Source organism: Rothia sp. HMSC065G12, assembly GCF_001811455.1.
In the GTDB taxonomy this organism is placed as follows: domain Bacteria; phylum Actinomycetota; class Actinomycetes; order Actinomycetales; family Micrococcaceae; genus Rothia; species Rothia dentocariosa.
On the sequence record NZ_KV804815.1, the window covers coordinates 471244 to 488304 of the forward strand.

15 protein-coding genes are annotated in these 17061 nt (G+C 53.3%); 1 reads left to right on the forward strand and 14 read right to left on the reverse strand.

All coding sequences use genetic code 11. From position 1 onward, the window contains the following. Positions 1-39: 39 nt before the first annotated feature. The 14 genes from HMPREF2804_RS07280 to HMPREF2804_RS07345 all read right to left on the reverse strand — a co-directional run bounded on the left by HMPREF2804_RS07280 (position 40) and on the right by HMPREF2804_RS07345 (position 15932). Positions 40-2445, reverse strand: a complete 2406-nt coding sequence (locus HMPREF2804_RS07280; protein WP_048752082.1) for a RelA/SpoT family protein — start codon at positions 2443-2445, stop codon at positions 40-42. Between the two features lie 252 nt (positions 2446-2697). Beyond that, the gene (secF, locus tag HMPREF2804_RS07285) at positions 2698-3795 is read right to left on the reverse strand and encodes a protein translocase subunit SecF (RefSeq protein WP_004004751.1); all 1098 of its coding nucleotides are present in this window, start codon (positions 3793-3795) and stop codon (positions 2698-2700) included. 2 nt (positions 3796-3797) lie between these two features. Beyond that, the gene (gene secD, locus HMPREF2804_RS07290) at positions 3798-5486 is read right to left on the reverse strand and encodes a protein translocase subunit SecD (RefSeq protein WP_004004752.1); all 1689 of its coding nucleotides are present in this window, start codon (positions 5484-5486) and stop codon (positions 3798-3800) included. Positions 5487-5575: 89 nt separating this feature from the next. Next, entirely contained in the window at positions 5576-5914 is a 339-nt protein-coding gene (gene yajC, locus HMPREF2804_RS07295; RefSeq protein ID WP_048752078.1) for a preprotein translocase subunit YajC, read from the reverse strand. A gap of 296 nt (positions 5915-6210) precedes the next feature. Continuing rightward, the gene (ruvB, locus tag HMPREF2804_RS07300; protein ID WP_172461396.1) at positions 6211-7197 is read right to left on the reverse strand and encodes a Holliday junction branch migration DNA helicase RuvB; all 987 of its coding nucleotides are present in this window, start codon (positions 7195-7197) and stop codon (positions 6211-6213) included. Between the two features lie 138 nt (positions 7198-7335). Beyond that, a complete protein-coding gene (ruvA, locus tag HMPREF2804_RS07305) occupies positions 7336-7956 on the reverse strand; it encodes a Holliday junction branch migration protein RuvA (RefSeq protein WP_048752075.1) in 621 nt (206 codons plus the stop codon). Positions 7957-8076: 120 nt separating this feature from the next. Continuing rightward, a complete protein-coding gene (ruvC, locus tag HMPREF2804_RS07310) occupies positions 8077-8742 on the reverse strand; it encodes a crossover junction endodeoxyribonuclease RuvC (protein ID WP_013399139.1) in 666 nt (221 codons plus the stop codon). 117 nt (positions 8743-8859) lie between these two features. Next, positions 8860-9618, reverse strand: coding sequence for a YebC/PmpR family DNA-binding transcriptional regulator (locus HMPREF2804_RS07315; protein WP_041321796.1), 759 nt, complete (start codon positions 9616-9618; stop codon positions 8860-8862). A gap of 190 nt (positions 9619-9808) precedes the next feature. Continuing rightward, positions 9809-10570: a type 1 glutamine amidotransferase gene (locus tag HMPREF2804_RS07320; protein ID WP_013399141.1), complete on the reverse strand. Its 762-nt coding sequence runs from the start codon at positions 10568-10570 to the stop codon at positions 9809-9811. After that, positions 10570-11856, reverse strand: a complete 1287-nt coding sequence (locus HMPREF2804_RS07325) for a Mur ligase family protein (RefSeq protein ID WP_070627819.1) — start codon at positions 11854-11856, stop codon at positions 10570-10572. The genes HMPREF2804_RS07320 and HMPREF2804_RS07325 overlap by 1 nt, the downstream gene beginning before the upstream one ends. A 155-nt stretch (positions 11857-12011) precedes the next feature. Then, positions 12012-13052, reverse strand: coding sequence for a DUF2797 domain-containing protein (locus HMPREF2804_RS07330; RefSeq protein WP_070627821.1), 1041 nt, complete (start codon positions 13050-13052; stop codon positions 12012-12014). 57 nt (positions 13053-13109) lie between these two features. Further along, a complete protein-coding gene (locus tag HMPREF2804_RS07335; RefSeq protein WP_070627822.1) occupies positions 13110-13988 on the reverse strand; it encodes a DUF6318 family protein in 879 nt (292 codons plus the stop codon). A gap of 306 nt (positions 13989-14294) precedes the next feature. Further along, positions 14295-14864 carry an HIT family protein gene (locus HMPREF2804_RS07340; RefSeq protein WP_070627823.1) on the reverse strand — a complete coding sequence of 190 codons (570 nt, stop codon included), beginning with the start codon at positions 14862-14864 and terminating at the stop codon, positions 14295-14297. A 48-nt stretch (positions 14865-14912) separates the two neighbouring features. Then, positions 14913-15932, reverse strand: coding sequence for a potassium channel family protein (locus tag HMPREF2804_RS07345; protein ID WP_070627825.1), 1020 nt, complete (start codon positions 15930-15932; stop codon positions 14913-14915). Positions 15933-16154: 222 nt separating this feature from the next. Between HMPREF2804_RS07345 and HMPREF2804_RS07350 the strand changes: the two genes are divergently transcribed. Beyond that, positions 16155-16901, forward strand: a complete 747-nt coding sequence (locus tag HMPREF2804_RS07350) for a DNA alkylation repair protein (RefSeq protein WP_070627827.1) — start codon at positions 16155-16157, stop codon at positions 16899-16901. The last annotated feature ends 160 nt before the right edge of the window (positions 16902-17061 follow it).

Here is a 17061-nt window from a genome sequence, read left to right on the forward strand (position 1 = left end):
TTACACACCCTGCGCAGATTTTCATGCACCTACTGTAGACTATGCAGCCGCTGGTTTGGCACCGGTGAGACGATACGCCTTATAGACGCCCGCAACGTTACGCACAACGTTCAAGACATGCTCCAGCATAAACCTGTCCCCTAGCTCAACCGCAAACCGGTCGATGACAGTACGATCCTCAGAGGTATGCACGCGCGCATCCAGAATGCTTACTCCGGCCTCTGAAATAGCTCGGATGAGGTCGCTGAGCAGACCCTTACGGTCCAGGCCCTCCACCTGAATCTGCACGCGGTACATGACATCAGGTGAGGAAGCCCACTCCACCGTGGTAATACGGGGTTCCTCGTCGGCATTACGCATATTGGGGCAGTCGCGCCTATGTACCGAAATACCGTTGTACCGAGTCACCATGCCAATAATGTCATCGGGCGGAACCGGTGTGCAGCATCGTGCAATCTTCGTCAGCACGCCCTCGGCACCTGGAACGACCACGCCGTTATCGCTGACGGCACGGTGAGTCTGCTTAAGCAGGGTCTCATCAAAGTCGCTAACCTCAACCTCAGATTCTTCAATCTGGTCGCCGTTATAGAGCTCGACAAGAGAATTAATCACCTGCTTTGGCGATATTTCGTTCTCACCAATTGCCCGGTATAGTGTTGCAACGTCATTCTTGTGCAGCTGTTGAGCTACCTGCGTCATGAGCTCCGGGCTCATCATCTTCTGCAGCGGCAGCTCATTATTGCGCATGCTCTTAGTGAGAGCTTCACGCCCGCGATCCAGAGCCTCAAGACGGCGTTCTTTTGCGAAATGCTGACGAATCTTTGTTCGCGCTCGTGATGAACGCACGAATTTGAGCCAGTCCTCGCTGGGACCAGCATCCTCATTTTTGGTGGTCGTAATTTCGACTGTTGAACCCGTGGGCAGTACTGTATGAAGTGGCACTAGACGCCCATTCACCTTAGCGCCAACGGTACGATCCCCCACTTCAGAGTGAATAGCATAAGCAAAATCTACGGGAGTTGAACCGGCGGGAAGAGCGATTGCTTCACCGTCGGGGGTGAGCACCACGATCTCATCGGTATCGAGAGTTTCCGCCAAAGACTCATAGAATTTATCTGACTCGGGGTTGGAATTAGAGATTTCGGCAATAGACTGCAAAATCCCCACATTCATGGCGGAGGTATGCGCCCCCGGCTCGTGTTTCTGCTGGGTTATTTTCTCCCCCCGCGAAGCCGCTTTATATCGCCAGTGTGCGGCAACACCGTATTCCGCTTCCTCATGCATCTTATAGGTGCGGATTTGAATTTCCAACGGTAAATTACCCGGCCCATAAACCGTCAAATGTAATGATTGATAATTGTTATTTTTAGGATTCTTAATATAATCTTTGAAACGCCCCGGCATAGCGGGCCAGAGTGAGAGTATATGCCCTAAAACGGTGTAACATTGTTCATCCGTTTCGACCATAATGCGCACCGCGAGAATATCGTTAATCTCGTCAAAACTACGCCCTTTGGTTTTCATTTTTTGATGAATGGAATAGTAATGCTTCGGGCGGCCTGTCACCGTAGCTTCAAGCCCCACCGAGTCTAAACGCTCTGTAATTTTGCTGCGTGATTCATCAAGAAATTTTTCAAGTTTAGGGGTACGCTCCCCCACCATACGCACGATTTCGGCATATATTTCGGGGCTCATCGCGGCGAAGGATAGATCCTCAAGCTCCCACTTGATGGTGTTGAGTCCCAGGCGATGGGCCAGCGGAGCATAAATTTTAAGAGTTTCTTCGGCTTTCCGCGCCGCCGACCCTGCGGCTACAAAACGCCAAGTACGTGCATTGTGCAGACGGTCGGCAAGTTTGATAAGAAGCACACGAATATCTTTACTCATCGATAGCACGAGTTTGCGAATAGTCTCGATGGATGCGTGCTCTCCATAAGCCATTTTGTCGAGCTTTGTCACACCATCAACAAGGTAAGCAACCTCTTCGCCGAACTCTTCTGTGAGCTCTTCCATAGTGTATTCGGTATCTTCGACTGTGTCATGCAGAAGCCCCGCTGCCAAGACAGGACCGGTCGCGCCCATTTCAGCAAGAATCGCGGTCACGGCAACGGGGTGGGTAATATACGGATCGCCACTTTTACGCTTTTGACCTTCGTGATATTTATTCGCTATGTCAAAAGCACGCTGCAGAACTTGAATATCTTCATCTGGGTGATATTTCCGCACGGCGCGTACAACAGGCGCCAAAAGCGGTGAGAAACGTACAGACGCACTTTCGTTGGCTCCCCCAGATGTTGAAAGCATGCGGCGACCAAAAACCAAACGGTTAGGCACACGTCCGGATGCCGCCATCACACGGTGAGAGCCACGCACAATTTTCTTAGGCGGCTGCGTCTGCATGCCGCCTTCGTTATCGGGGATTACGGGAGATCCTGCTGCGCTCATCTTTCTGCCTTCTTCCTCGTGCCCTCCACGTATTGAGAATCATCGTCGACCCACGCATCACCATAAAACCTGCGATATTACGATATCTTGAGTGAGACTCTCATGTGTTTATTTATCCTACTCACTGTTGTGCAAATGCGGCAAACTCATACAGTGAAACTTTCAAGATTTATTGTAGGTGTTACATAAACCATAGGGGGCGCTCTTGTGAGAACGCCCCCTATGATTATTCACTTATATGCCCCAGTCAAGTTATTGGTCTGCGTTTATAACGTTGACTTCAAAACTCGGTTTACGGCGTTTACGCGGTTTATCATCGTCATCCTCAGATGCGGCATCCGCCTCTGCCTGACCACTCGCGCGGTATTCCTCAACCTTACGTGTGTGGGCGAGGATCTTCCGCTCGCCCAAACGTAGGGTTCCATAAAGCGGCGCCGATACGAAGAGTGTACCGACCATGCCGACCAGAATACCGACGAACAATGACAGTGAGAGATCTTGCAGAGTACCGGCGCCCAGCATAAACGCGCCGATAAAGAGGATCGAACCCACCGGAAGAACACCAACAATAGCGGTGTTAATTGAACGCACTAGCGTCTGGTTAACCGCAAGGTTAATGTCTTCCGCAAATGTCCTGTCTTTACGGGAGAAAGCATCCTCGGTGTTCTCACGGATCTTATCGAAAACCACCACCGAGTCGTACAGTGAGTAGCTCAAGATTGTCAAGAAACCGATGATCGCACTCGGGGTAATCTCGAATCCGAGAGCCGCGTAAATTCCTACCGTAACAACTACGGTAAAAAGCAACCCGGCTATAGAGGCCAGCGACATCTTCCACGTGCGGAAATAGAACGCCATGCCGATCAGGGCAAGGATCACGAACACGATCAACCCAAAGAATGCCTGGCGAGTTACGTCTTCGCCCCAGGTAGGACCAACGTAAGAAGAGGTTACGTCGTTCTCGCTCACACCATAAGCATCTTGCAGAGCTTTCTTGACACTGAGGGTTTCGTTATCAGAGAGCTTGCTCATTTGAGCGCGGATAGTTCCGGGGGCGATATTTGTAACACGCACATCTGAAGCCGAGGGAGCATGCTCTTTCACGGCGTTTTCGCCCTCAGATACCTCAGTGTGAGTGGTTCGAGATACCACAAATTCTGAGCCGCCACGGAAATCAATACCCAGGTTAAATCCACCGCTTACAAGCGGTATGGCAACAGATACCGCCATCAGCAGAACCGCAAGTAAGAGCCAGAGGCGACGCTTGCCGATGAAAGGATAAGACCGGGCACCCGAGTGCAGGTCATTACCGAAGCGCGCAAAAACATTAGGCTTAACTTCAGCAGCCATGATTACGCCTCCTTCTCATCATTTGTTGTTTCTTCCGCAGTGGCGGCGCGCTCAGCACGTCGACGCTCCGCAATACTAAGTGTAGATTCCTTTGACGAGCGGAAACGACCGGCGCCTCGGTATAGGGGCGCTGCCCCCAAGGATTCCGGTGAAAGCCCGGAATGGCGGTGACCCTCGCCAAAGTATCGTGTATTTGCAAGCAGAGTAAGCGCCGGGTGAGTGAAGAGATACACCACAACCAAGTCGGCGATCGCGGTAAGACCCAGGGTAAATGCGAAGCCCTTCACCGAACCAACCGAGACCACATACAGCACTACTGCCGCCAGAAGGTTCACAGCTTTAGAAGCCAGGATAGTTCGGGACGCTCGCTTCCACCCGTGACTGACAGCCGCCGGTATTGTACGTCCGGCACGAATCTCATCACGAATACGCTCGAAATACACAATGAAGGAGTCTGCTGTCGCGCCAATTGCCACAATCAAACCAGCAACACCAGCCAGGGAGAGTCGGTAATTCAAGGCCCATCCCAAGAGCACAATAGCTTCATATGAGATAATGCCCGCGACCACCAAAGAAGCCATTGTCACAAACCCGAGCAGACGGTACTGGAACAGTGAGTACACGAAGACCAAAAGCAGACCAATCAGACCGGTCAGAATACCCACTTTAAGCTGTTCTGCGCCCAAAGTTGCAGAGATCTGCTGCTCTGATTGAATAGAGAAGCTAATCGGGAGAGCACCGTACTTCAGCTGATCGGCAAGATTCTTAGCTTCCTGCTCTGAGAAGTTACCGGTAATCTGCGGCTTACCGTCTGCAATAACCGCCTGCGAGACTGGCGACGACAAAACCTTACCATCGAGCATAATAGCAAAGCGGCTGCGGGGATCGTTCGGACTCTGACCGCGAATAGCGTTCAGACGAGTCGTCACGTTCTTAAAAGTTTCACGGGCCGAGTCGTTGAACTCAATATTCACGGTCCAGCGACCGGTGTTAATGCCCTGCCCGCTAGTTTCTTGCGAGTGACTTGCCGTCGAAATATCGTTACCGTTGAGTTCTACCGGGCCCAAAATGTATTTCTCGTTGCCATCGGTAGAGCACGCCACGATAGCTTTCTTGGGGTCTGCCGCTTCCGCATCTTCATTATTGCCCGCGGAGCAGTCTTTAGCCTCAAACTCTTTATAAAGCTCAGGAGTAATCCAGTTGGTATCCGAACCATCCTGTGGCTCTGCGGTAGGCTTTGGGAGTTTATCGTCAGGAGTGCGTGATTCCTCAGGTACTGCTGTACCGGGCGATGAGGACTGCAGCACCGCGCGGAAGGTCATGTTGGCGGATGCCTGAATAAGCTCACGGGTTTCTGGGCTGATATTTCCAGGAACCGAAACCACAACGTTGTTTCCAGAGCCGAAGGACGTTGTAACTTCTGCTTCCGAAACGCCCGCACCGTCAACGCGCTGACGAATAATTTCAACGGCCTGTTTCAGCTGCTCCTGGCTAACGTTGGTGTCGTTCGACCCGTTCACTTTGGGTGAGAGGATCATCTGGGTACCACCAGATAAATCAAGTGCTAGTTTTGCTCCCCACGACCCACCGGCTTGCGTGGTACCAAAAATACCAGCGGCCATAAGGATCATGAGCAAAACCATCGAGACGAGGGCGCCTCGCGCGGCTGCAAGCGGTGAACGCCTAGCCATATGTGCCCCTTACTAGTTCTATGTTCTAGATATTCTTATGTGCATGAGATAAGGAGCTCCCCCTTTTAGCGGCGAAACTCCTTGACCAGTTATTCTTTGGTCTCTGAAACGTCAGAGCTTGTTTCTTCGGATGCGCCAGCACCTTCGGCAGAATCTTCAGCAGCCGTAATAACCTGCGCAATCGAGTGTGGGTTAATGGTGATGACGGTGCCTTGAGCAATCTCAAGTTTGGCTTTCTGCGCCTCAGCATCAACGGAGACAATTTTGCCGTATAGACCCCCACGTGTCATGACTTCGTCCCCGGGTTTAAGCGAAGCGATCATATCCCGCAGCGCTTGGAACTGACGCTTCTGCCGCCTAAAACTGCTGTAAATTAAAAACCCAGCAAAGACGACGACAAGAATCATCATAAGCGAATTGACGTCCATATGTTTCCTCTCCGTAGGCGCAAGCCCACCGCCGCAGGTTGGTAATTCCTACGGATATTTTGACGTTTTATCTGTGCACTACCTATCCATCCTACGCGAGAGGACTGTGTTTCCCTACTCGTTTCATGATCTGCGTGTAGGTTTTCTCAAGCAATATTCGCCGTTTTGACAATGCTCGGGCACCTTTTATGCGGATAGCTAACGCACCATTTTTAGCTTATAACCCACACAAAGGTGTATCGCAACGAAGACGGTGCCTGTACCTAGTCTCCGCTCTCACTGAGCAGCAGCGGGTACTAGAGGTTAATTTCAGGTGCCTCAAGCCCCAAGTGTTCCCAAGCCGCAGGCAGTGCTACGCGCCCGCGCGGGGTGCGACCGATCAAACCCTCACGCACCAAATAAGGTTCAGCGACAGTTTCTACAGTCTCGGTTTCTTCCCCCACCGCAATAGCAAGAGTTGAAAGACCCACCGGTCCCCCACCGAATTTGTGGATAAGAGACTCTAAAACGGCGCGATCTAGACGGTCGAGGCCGCGCGCATCCACCTCATACATATCAAGGGCGGTCGCGGCATCATGAGAGTTAATATCATGAACATCATTGACGAGCGCCCAGTCTCGCACACGGCGCAGCAAACGGTTTGCAATACGCGGGGTTCCGCGCGAACGACCGGCGATCTCGGCATATCCTTCACTCGTAATACGCATATCCATCAAACCGGCGCTTCGGCGAAGTACAAGTTCTAACTCGGGCACAGAATAGAACTCAAGGTGCCCGGTAAAACCAAAACGGTCACGCAGCGGTCCGGGAAGCAGGCCTGCCCGGGTTGTGGCACCTACCAACGTAAATTGAGGAAGCTCAAGTGGAATCGAAGTTGCTCCGGCGCCTTTGCCAACCACAATATCCACACGGAAATCTTCCATCGCCATATAGAGCATTTCTTCTGCTGGGCGGCTCATACGGTGTATTTCGTCAAGAAAAAGTACCTCGCCCGGTGTGAGTGAAGACAGAATCGCAGCCAAATCACCCGAATGTTGAATTGCTGGTCCGGAGGTAATACGAAGCGGTGCCTCCATCTCAGCGGCAATAATCATTGCCAGGGTAGTTTTGCCCAGCCCGGGAGGACCGGAAAGCAATACATGGTCGGCACTGCGCCCACGCATTTTTGAGGCTTCGAGCACAAGGGAAAGCTGCTGACGCACACGCTTTTGCCCTACAAAGTCGTCAAGCGACTTAGGGCGCAGCGCCGCCTCAATCATTTTCTCCTCAGGTTCTTCTTCCATTGCAACCAGACGTTGCCCAGGAACCTGCCCTGGCGCGTATCCGCCGGATGTAGCGTTATCGTATGGATTCTGAGTCACAATATCGTCCTTTATGGAAGAGAACACCGAGTCTTCTTAGCCTACGGCACTGGCGTACCGCTAATGCCGCCCCACCGTATTCTGCGCTCCCAGAGAGGCAAGTACCCCTCGCAGGGCAGCACTAACGGCTTCCTTTTCTGCATCTGGGTTATGCTGCACGTAAGCGTCGATTGCGGCATCTGCGTCTTTTTCGCTCCACCCTAAAGAGGTGAGCGCATCCATAACCTGGGGCTTCCATGCGATGCCTTGGGCGGGAGCGTTTTCTTCGGCCTGACCTTCGCTCAAAATGAGTTTACCAGCCAGTTCTAGCACAATGCGCCGCGCACTTTTCGGCCCGATCCCCGGAACTTTGGTAAAGGCTTTATCGTCGCCGGTTGCAACGGCTCGCTCAACCTCGGTAGCAGTATGCACACTCAAGACGGCAAGGGCGATACGCGGGCCAATCCCCGAAACCGAAAGCATCATCTCAAAGACCTCTCGCTCTGCAGGTTCTGCAAACCCGTAGAGAGTCATGGAGTCTTCACGCACGATCATAGAGGTCAACAAGGTTGCAGTCGATCCCGTGCGCAGATTTGAGAGGGTACGTGCTGTAGCCCGAACGAGCATACCAAACCCATTGACATCAAGAATTGCGCTCTCTAGCCCTACATGGGTTACATGCCCCGTTAACGACGCAATCATCTTTTCCCTCTCTTGTTACCTTGACCCTGCCAACGTGGGTGCCATCATCCAGTATATTAGAATATTTTTCTGAATGTACAGTTTATAGCAATCTTTATCGAAAATATTTCCGATATAAGTTTAGCGTCGTGTCTTTGCCTCAGCTTCAAGCCAGATTCGTTGTGCTGGTGTCAGCTTCGCATGCTGTGCACGCACGGGGCGTGACCCCTGGTGAGTCTGCGTATTCGCTGACATATTAATGCCAGAACCAATGCCGCCACCGCGCCAGCCATGACAGATTGCGATCGCTAAAGCATCTGCTGCATCGGCGGGTTTAGGAATTTTTTCCAGCCCCAAAATCTTGGTAACCATACGACCGACCGAGGCTTTATCTGCACGCCCCGAGCCGGTAACGGCGGCTTTCACTTCAGAAGGCGTATGAAAGAAGACCGGAATGCCGCGTACTGCCGCGGCAGAAATAACCGCCCCAGAGGCATGGGCCGTACCAATCACCGTATTGACCTGCTCCTGCGCAAAAATGCGTTCAATAGCAAGAGCATCAGGTTGATAGGTATCAAGCCAGGTTTGCGTCACGGTAAAAATCCGCAGAATACGCTCATCAAGAGGCTCAGCGGCGGCGGTTCCCGCGATCCCCACGTTGATGAAGCTGGCTTTGCGGTTGGCGGTCATGTCAATCATGCTAAGCCCACAGCGGGTAAGCCCCGGATCTACACCCATAATGCGGGTGGCGCCAGCAGAGCGCGGCTCATTGCGAAGAGGATGGTTTTCTTGCGTAGATGCGTTCATGGTCCTCTTTCGTTGTTGCGCTGGCTGCGCTGTGTATATAGTTCATGCCCGAGTGGCTGCGATGCCGGTGTCTGGCACCGCATTGTAACCGTGCTCGGGCATGAGGTTAAAAGGCTTTTACTCTGCCTCTAGCTGTTCCATGACGTCAGCAGAGACGTTGGCGTTAGAGTATACGTTCTGCACGTCGTCGAGTTCTTCGATGGCGTCTGCAAGTTTGAGGAATTTCTTAGCGCCTTCAAGATCGAGGTCTACCTGCATGGTGGGGCGGAATACGGGGTCGTCGTTGTTGTAATCAAGTTCCGCTTCATCCAGTGCTTTGCGGATTTCAGGCAGGTCAGTGGGAGCGGATACAACCGTGAAGACATCGCCTTCGTCGAGTACTTCTTCGGCACCTGCGTCAAGCACAGCCATAAGAACATCGTCTTCGGTCAGACCGTCGGTCTTGGTAACTTCGGCAACGCCCTTGCGTTCAAAGAGGAAGGCGACCGAACCTTGATCTGCCATGGTGCCGCCGTTACGGGTGACTGCTAGGCGAACATCTGACGCCGCACGGTTACGGTTGTCGGTAAGGCACTCGATGTAGAGCGCGGTGCCCTGGGGCCCGCGAGCTTCGTACAGGATCTCGGTGTAATCGATGGTTTCACCAGTGAGCCCAGCGCCACGCTTAATAGCACGGTCAATGTTGTCGTTGGGTACAGAGTTTTTCTTTGCCTTGGAGACGGCTAGGTCGAGTGCGGGGTTACCAGAAATATCTGCGCCGCCCATACGAGCCGCAACTTCAATAGCTTTAATGAATTTTGCGAAAGCCTTCGCGCGCTTAGCGTCAATTGCGGCTTTCTTATGCTTTGTAGTGGCCCATTTAGAGTGACCCGACATTCGTATCTCCCTTGTCTCTTCTTCGCCCGTGGCGGCGTACTTGCCCTGTTGCCACGTCACAATACTTTTACACTATACCGGTTTCGCGCGGTTCTCGGATAGTTTCATACCTGCGTTTCGCGGGGTGCATACCGTCAAAGTTTTGGTGTGCACCCCGCGGTTTGTTTGGATGTTGTGGCGAGTATCTGCCCTAGCGGGGGCGTTTCATAGCGGATGCGCGCGCTTTTTCGACCATCGAATCATCAATTTTTTCAGGGGTGAACTCCCCATATTTGCGTTGTGCTGCTGCCTCAATTAGGTAGTCCGAAATCTTCGGGTTCTTCGGCAGAAGCGAACCGTGCAGATAAGTACCCACCACGTTGTGCACGCGAGCGCCTTCGTGATGATCTGTCGAGTTGTTCCCTACGCCTTTGGTCACGGTTGCCAAGGGCTCGCATCCTGCGCCGAGGTAGGTTAGTCCCGAGTGGTTTTCAAACCCCACGATGGTGCCGAATTCTTGTGAGTCTTCAACGATGTTGCCAATCAGACGTTCGTTGCCGCCAACCGTGTAGGCATCAAAGATGTTGATACCTTTGAGGGTTTCGCCTTCGTGGGTGCGGAATTCTTTGCCGAAGAGCTGGTAGAGCCCGCAGATCACGAGCATGGGCATGCCGTCTTCTGCATTCTTTTTGAGCTTGGCTCCTATGGCGTGCAGGTCTTCTTGAATTACGGTTTGTCCGGAGTCTTGGCCGCCGCCTCCGATAATAATATCGACGTCGTCGGGGAAGGTATCTCCGGGGTTGTAGTCGAGAATTTCAACGTCGAACCCATGGGCGTGTGCGCGGCGTGCCAGCGCTAGGGTGTTTCCCCAGTCCCCGTAGATGTTCATATCTTTGGGGTATAGCTGAAGAATGCGCAGGGTTTTGCCGTTATTGGGGCTTGAAACCGGTTCTCCTGCAATGGTGTGGGTCATTACGAAACCCTTTCGACGTCGGTGAATTTGGTGAGCTCTTCGCGTAGGGCGAGCATTGCGGTGTAGGTGCAGAAGATTCGCATGGGCGCGTCACCGCTGGTGGTGATGAATTTCCTGAGGGCTTCGCTGAGATTTTCGTTGACGTCATCCACTCGGACACCGTCGTGTTCGAGGCGCAGCGCCATGTCCCAGGCGCGTACCCCTGAGACCATGTCTACGCCGGTGTCACTCAGCGAGTCGAAGTCTACGTCCCATAGCCATGAGACATCACGACCGTCTGCGTATTGGTCGTTGATGGTGATCATGGTGGCGTAGTCGTCTGCGCTGGCGCTGGCGAGTGAGAGGCGGAATCCGCTGGGGTTCTTAACAAGCAGAAGCTGCAGCGGGCGGCCATTGATGTTGAGGGTTTCGCCGCGACCGAATGCCGGGGTGATTTTAGCGAGTTCGTCGATGAGGGCTTGTTTGTTGAGTTTTTCACCCAGAACCGCACGGATGAGGGCAATGGCGCCGGCGGCGTTGTAGATATTGTAAATGCCGTAGAGGTTGATGTTTCCTTCGCAGGTTTCACCGGCGAGATCGAAGGTTGCGCTGGTACCTGAGAACGCGGTGAGGGTAACGTCTGCGGAGGGCAGTTCGCCGCGATTGTTATTGATTCCGGCGCGCATTTCGTCGTCCGAGGGGAAGAAGGAACGCAGCGTTTCGTTGAGCCCAAAGTAGCTGATGTTTGTTCCGGTTTTTACGGATTGCGCAAGCGAGAGGATGCGCGGGTCTTCCCGGTTGAGTACCACAGTATCGGTGGTGGCTTCGGCTACAGTGGAGAGCATGCGGCGGGTTGTGTCAATTTCGCCGAATCGGTCGAGCTGGTCTCGCAGCACGTTCAGCAGCAATGCGTAGTTTGGTTTGACGGCTTTGACGAAGTGCACGGCGTGGGCTTCGTCAAGTTCTAGTACAGCAATGTCTGCGTCGAGTTTGCCACTAAGGTCCATGGCTCCGAGCAGTGCCGCCGCCACACCGCGCACGAAGTTTGATCCAGTGCGGTTGGTGAAGACTTTAAGTCCCTGTGCTTCGAGGAGCTGCACAGCCATTTTGGTGGTGGTTGTTTTGCCGTTGGTTCCCGAAACGACGACGACGCCATAGGGCAGTTTGGCGAGTTCTTCGGCAACAAATCGTGGGTGTAGTTTTTCCATCACGAGACCGGGGAATGCTGATCCGCCGCCGCGTAGTGTGCTGGCGTAGCGAATGCCCTGTCCGAGAAGGCGAATTAGGGGTTTTGACATGTTCACCATTCTATACCGTTTGTGGTGTATTCCTGTGCGAGGGTCCTTCGCAGCGTAGCACCAGCTATACACCGGGCTGGATACCGCTCCCCTGACTATAAGCACTAAGCATGCGACGATATTCCCCTGTCTGAGATCCTCCAGAGAGTTTTGAACACGACGACCTAGAAAAGCGAGGTCTGTACCGTGACGGCGCTAAGGGTATCTGCCGGTTCCACCACATAGTTAGCGAGTTCTGCAGTGTTGATCAGCACGGCGGCTTCCGGGTCTCCAACGTGAGCGGTCACGAATTTTCCTGCGGCTCCGGTGCAGAAGAAACCTGCCTCGCGGGTTTTGAGGATGCTAGGGAACGCGTCAAGTGGTTCCGGGTTTTGCGCACGCAACGCCGCGTAAGGGCGGCTCATTGCCACGGAGGGAACCCAGGATTCATCTAAGGCGGCAAGCTGCGCTAATAACCCAGATTCGGTAAGTGCTTCATGTGCACGCTCCACTGTGTTTTGATGCGCCGCCCGCAGTTGAGCCCCGGGCAGCGGCTCAGTCCAGGCCCGGTATTTACTCGCTACCTGTTTGACCTGCGGAATATTGGCGATGCAAGTTACCGCATCCTCAGCTTCACGAATCAGCAACCCATCGGGCGCCTGGGCTATATAGGTTGCTGTGGCGACGGCCTGCTCATCCAGACGACGCGGTGTTGAGTGTTGCGAGCTGGTACCGACTTTAGAGCTTCCGTCAGGAAAAGTGGCGATATAAAGCCTGTGGGGTTGCTGTGCGTAGGCGCGCATTCCGGGGGTCAGCGTTCCCGCGTAAAGATGCGCGGTATGCAGAGCCGTGAACTCGTCATGCGCGGCGCAATATTCGCATTGTTTCCCGCTCTCTAGGCGGTTTCCCTGTGGGCACGCTACACGCTGTATCTGCCCGGTTTCTGTATTGCCGCGTGTGTATCCGGCGCAGAACTTTTGGAGGTTCCCAGCACCGTCCAGCGCGAGCCGGAGTCCAAGAAACGCACCCGGAGTCACGGGAACGCTCATAACATCGCCGCTGGGTTTTATGCTTGTGCCGCCTGAGGCATCCGCCAACACCACGGGTTCAAGGCGCAGAATAGGCTGCCTTTCACGCCACTGCACATCACGCCAGATGAGGGCATGTGCGTGTTCGACTGCTGTGGAAACATCAAAAATTGAGTCCAGCAGGTTGGGGTACCTCATACGTTCAGTGTAACCCTGCCTTTCACACGCGAATAGAGCTGTCGTTTTCCTCTGAGGCTAGTACTCCTCATTCTTGAAGAATTCGTCGCTGCTGAGTGAGACGGAGAGCTTTTTCAAAACTTCGAGTTCTTTGATTTTCCAGCCTTCGCCCTTCACATAGACGAACGTGGCTTTCATTTCTCGGTTCATACCGCGGTTGCGGTAGATTTTGTTGTTTTGCAGGCTTTCCTCGTTATACCAGGCGTAGCGGTTGCGTTTGTAGGAATACGTCACTACCCATTCAGCAGAGTCCCCAGAACCGACTTTTTCCGAGCTTAGAATCTCTACCTTATAGAGTGGGTTCACAGGCCAATACCCCGCCGAGGTCATATCGTCAAACTTCATGGACTCTTCGGGCGTATCCCCGCGGTCTTCGGGGGTGCGGGTGTCAAACGTCGAAGGACGCTCGGTAAATTTATAGTCTTTGGTGAAAAATTGCAGCGACTCTTCATCAGTCATTTCGTGGTTGGTAAGAATCTCATACTCATGGAATTTTGCGAGACGTTTAAGCAACGTTTCTGGCCCTTCAATACCCTGCTCTTTGACTTTAGGGTCGAATTCAGGCTCGTGAACGTTATAAGCGGGGTGCTCTTCGGTAGCCGCGACAAATTCTCCGTTGTCATAACGGTTCTGTTCACTGGGTGTCAGGGGTGCTTGAGCGCCGCTAGGCAAGAGTGCAGGCCCACTGGGCTTGATCTTGACAGGGGAAGGTTCCGCTGTCGGCGTTGGGTTGCCGCTGGCGTCGTCATAGGAGTTTCGGTTATCCTCAGATGCCGTCGAATTTCCGCCGCTGTGGCTCATGGGAGAGGATGCCACGCATCCAGGCGTAGCTAAAATACAGCCCGTGAGAGCGAGAGATAAAAGGGTACGCTTGTACCCAGCGGCGGATGTTGTCATCAACAAACCAGCTTTCGAGAGTGGTTGGTATGCGGTTAATTGTTGAAGCCGGAAGAGCGCTTCAAGCGGTGATGTTGCTATCTCTATCCTGCCACATGCACACGCTAAAAGCATTAATGTACCAGATGATGGTTGAGTGTGGAGGATTTCAAGAGCAATTTTGCGATTAAAGAGCAGGTCACGAGCGTATTTTTACGTCGCGTTAAGACTTCGGAACACTCATGAAGTATACCTGCATACGCGGCTTAACGTGAATGTTTCATAGCCCCTCAAAGTAACATAACTGTCGGAAACGTTCAGGCGGGGCTATGAGGGCATGCGAGCGAACCCGTCCGCGATAATCTGGCGCATGTCATCAAGGGTTCGAGACATAGTTTTTGTATGGGCAATAATGGGTAGAAAATTGGTGTCACCGCTCCAGCGAGGAAGAATATGCTGATGCAGATGATCGGCTATACCCGCTCCCCCAACTTTGCCCTGATTCATGCCGATATTGAACCCGTCATTATGGGAAACTTCGCGCAAAACCCGCATCGCACGCTGAGTCAGGCGTGCCATTTCGAGAGTTTCTTCCTCACTCGCCTGATCGTACAGCGGAATATGGCGGTACGGGCAGATGAGCAGATGCCCCGGATTATAGGGGTACAGATTGAGTAGAGCGAAAGCGTGCTCTCCACGATAAACAATGAGCGATTCCTCATCACTGCGCGAAAGGGCTGTGCAGAATGGGCAGGTTTTCTCAGTATGGTCCTGCTGCCCACCACTCACATAAGCGGTACGATGCGGTGTCCAGAGCCGCTGGAACGCATCGGGCACGCCGGGCAGCTCGAAGTCATCGGTGACGTTCGTGTTCTGGGCATTCTGGTTTTCGCTCATACCCCTATTAAACCGTATATTTAACTCCGCGAGCGGCTCACGTGTGCTCTAATCTGAATCACGTCCCAGGCGCACCGCGATCTTCTGACGAATCACCGTGAGCGTCTGCTTAGTCTCTTCCAGCAGTTCCATTGGTTGTTCGGGCTCGTGATCGTCTTCTTCGTTATCAGCATCATGATTGCGGTGGGAGGCGAGAAATTCCTGGGTGAGTTCTTCGGGTGGATGGTGTACCGTGCCGTCTCCCATGCGGATGGCGAGCATCGCCTTCAGCTCGGCGATTTCGGCGTGAAGTGCCTCAATATCAGCTTTTGTTGCAGCGTGGTCTTCTTCAGTGACTCCACTAATTTTTTCGATCACCCAGGTAGCAAGCGCACCGGTAATCACTCCGAACAGACCGACCCCGTATATCATGACAACCACGGCAATAACCCTGCCGGGTACGGTCACGGGGTATACGTCGCCATAGCCCACGGTCGCCAGTGTTGCGAGAGTCCACCAGTACGCCGTCCAGATATCTTTGATGAGGGCACCTGGGGCACCTTGCTCAATGGAGAAGATAGCGAGGGCCGCCATGATCACGAAGATCAGTGTGTATCCAAAGAGTTTAACGGCCAGTTCTGAGAGCAGTTTGTACTGGCGGTTGGCGGTCATGTGGAGCATTGCCAAGAAACTCACGATACGCCATGCTGGCAGAAGCACAATGGCGAGGTTCATCAGGTTGTGCGTGAAGAAGTAGATGCGCCGGGGCGCTAGGTAGAGACGCACACAATAATCGACCGCGAAAAGCGCCCACAGTATCATTTGAAAAATATTGAGGATGCCGTCAAGTGGTGCGCTAATACGCGTGCTTACAATGGGCGCGGCGTAGGCGACAAGATACAGGAGCGAGGCGATAAAAAGCGGTTTATCGGTGCGGCGCTCCCATTCGGTGAGTCCTTCTTCGCCACGGGTAATCTTAGGGCGGCGCTCATTGTGTGGGTGGTCAACTACCGTATCGGCGGAGGTAGTGCTGTCAGGCTCGGGTACGGTACGGGTGTGTGATGTTTCTGTACCGTTTGCCTCTGCCATACTGCCCAGTCCTTACATGCTCTTCGTTGAAGCAGGTCTGCCGTGAATTGTCGGCTCCTGTGCGAACCTTCTGTAGCCATCATATCGGTTTTCTGCAGGTATCTGTGGATGCCGATTACCTCACGTGGGGACACTCGCCGCTCGGGAACGTTGGTTTGCTTCGGGGGTTTGGCCCAGACCAGTACGCTACAGAGATAGAGCCGCATCTGAGAGACTAGAACTATGAGTTCTTCAATCTCTCAGACAGTCCGCGATCTTGCCGAACCAAAACTGGCAGAGTTCACGGCGAAACTGATTCCTACGGTTGATCCTGCGCGGATTTTGGGTGTACGCATGCCCGCGCTGCGCAAGCTCGCTAAGAAGCTGTTGCGTGAACATCCGCAGGAAGTTACGGAGTTTATGGCGGCGGTTCCGCATGATTTTCAGGAAGAAGATCTGCTGCATGTGCTGCTTCTGAACGAGGAACGTGACTTTGCAGCCTGGCATGCGGAAATTACTGATTTATTGCCATATATGACGAACTGGACTCTTACGGATGCCGTCTCCCCGGCCTGTGTAAAAGGCGGCAAAGCAGCGAATCTGCCGAAGTTAGAACGTTCCTGCCTCGACTGGATGCTTGATGACCGTGTATATGTGCAACGTCTAGGCGTGGTAGTGCTCATGTCTCTGCTGAGCACCGAGTCTTTTTCACCGGAGCATCTGCAGGCGGTTGCAGCGTTGGCGGGCAGCGAAGAGTACTATGTTCGGGTTGCTGTTGCCTGGTACTTTACGGAGGCGCTGGCTCGCCAAGAATGTGCAGCTCTCCCCTGGTTCGCGCTCGCCGATAGTTCCGGCAGCACCGATTCGCCCGGTTTACCTGCGTTGACACTTCGCATGGCGATCACGAAGGCTATCGAATCGCGGCGTATTTCGGACGAACTGAAGGCAGAGTTAAGGCAGACTCGTTCCACACTCCCCCGCCGTTCCTAGACTCTACTCAGAGCGGTTTTAGCTCTGGGAACAGAGGTTTGCACAGATTACTCTGCCGGAAACCGCCGAGTAATATCTAACAAAACTCTAGTCACGGCAAAGCGCCTCTGCTAGTCTGAGAAACCATAGTCCGCCGAGCGCTCGCCACCCCACAAGGTTT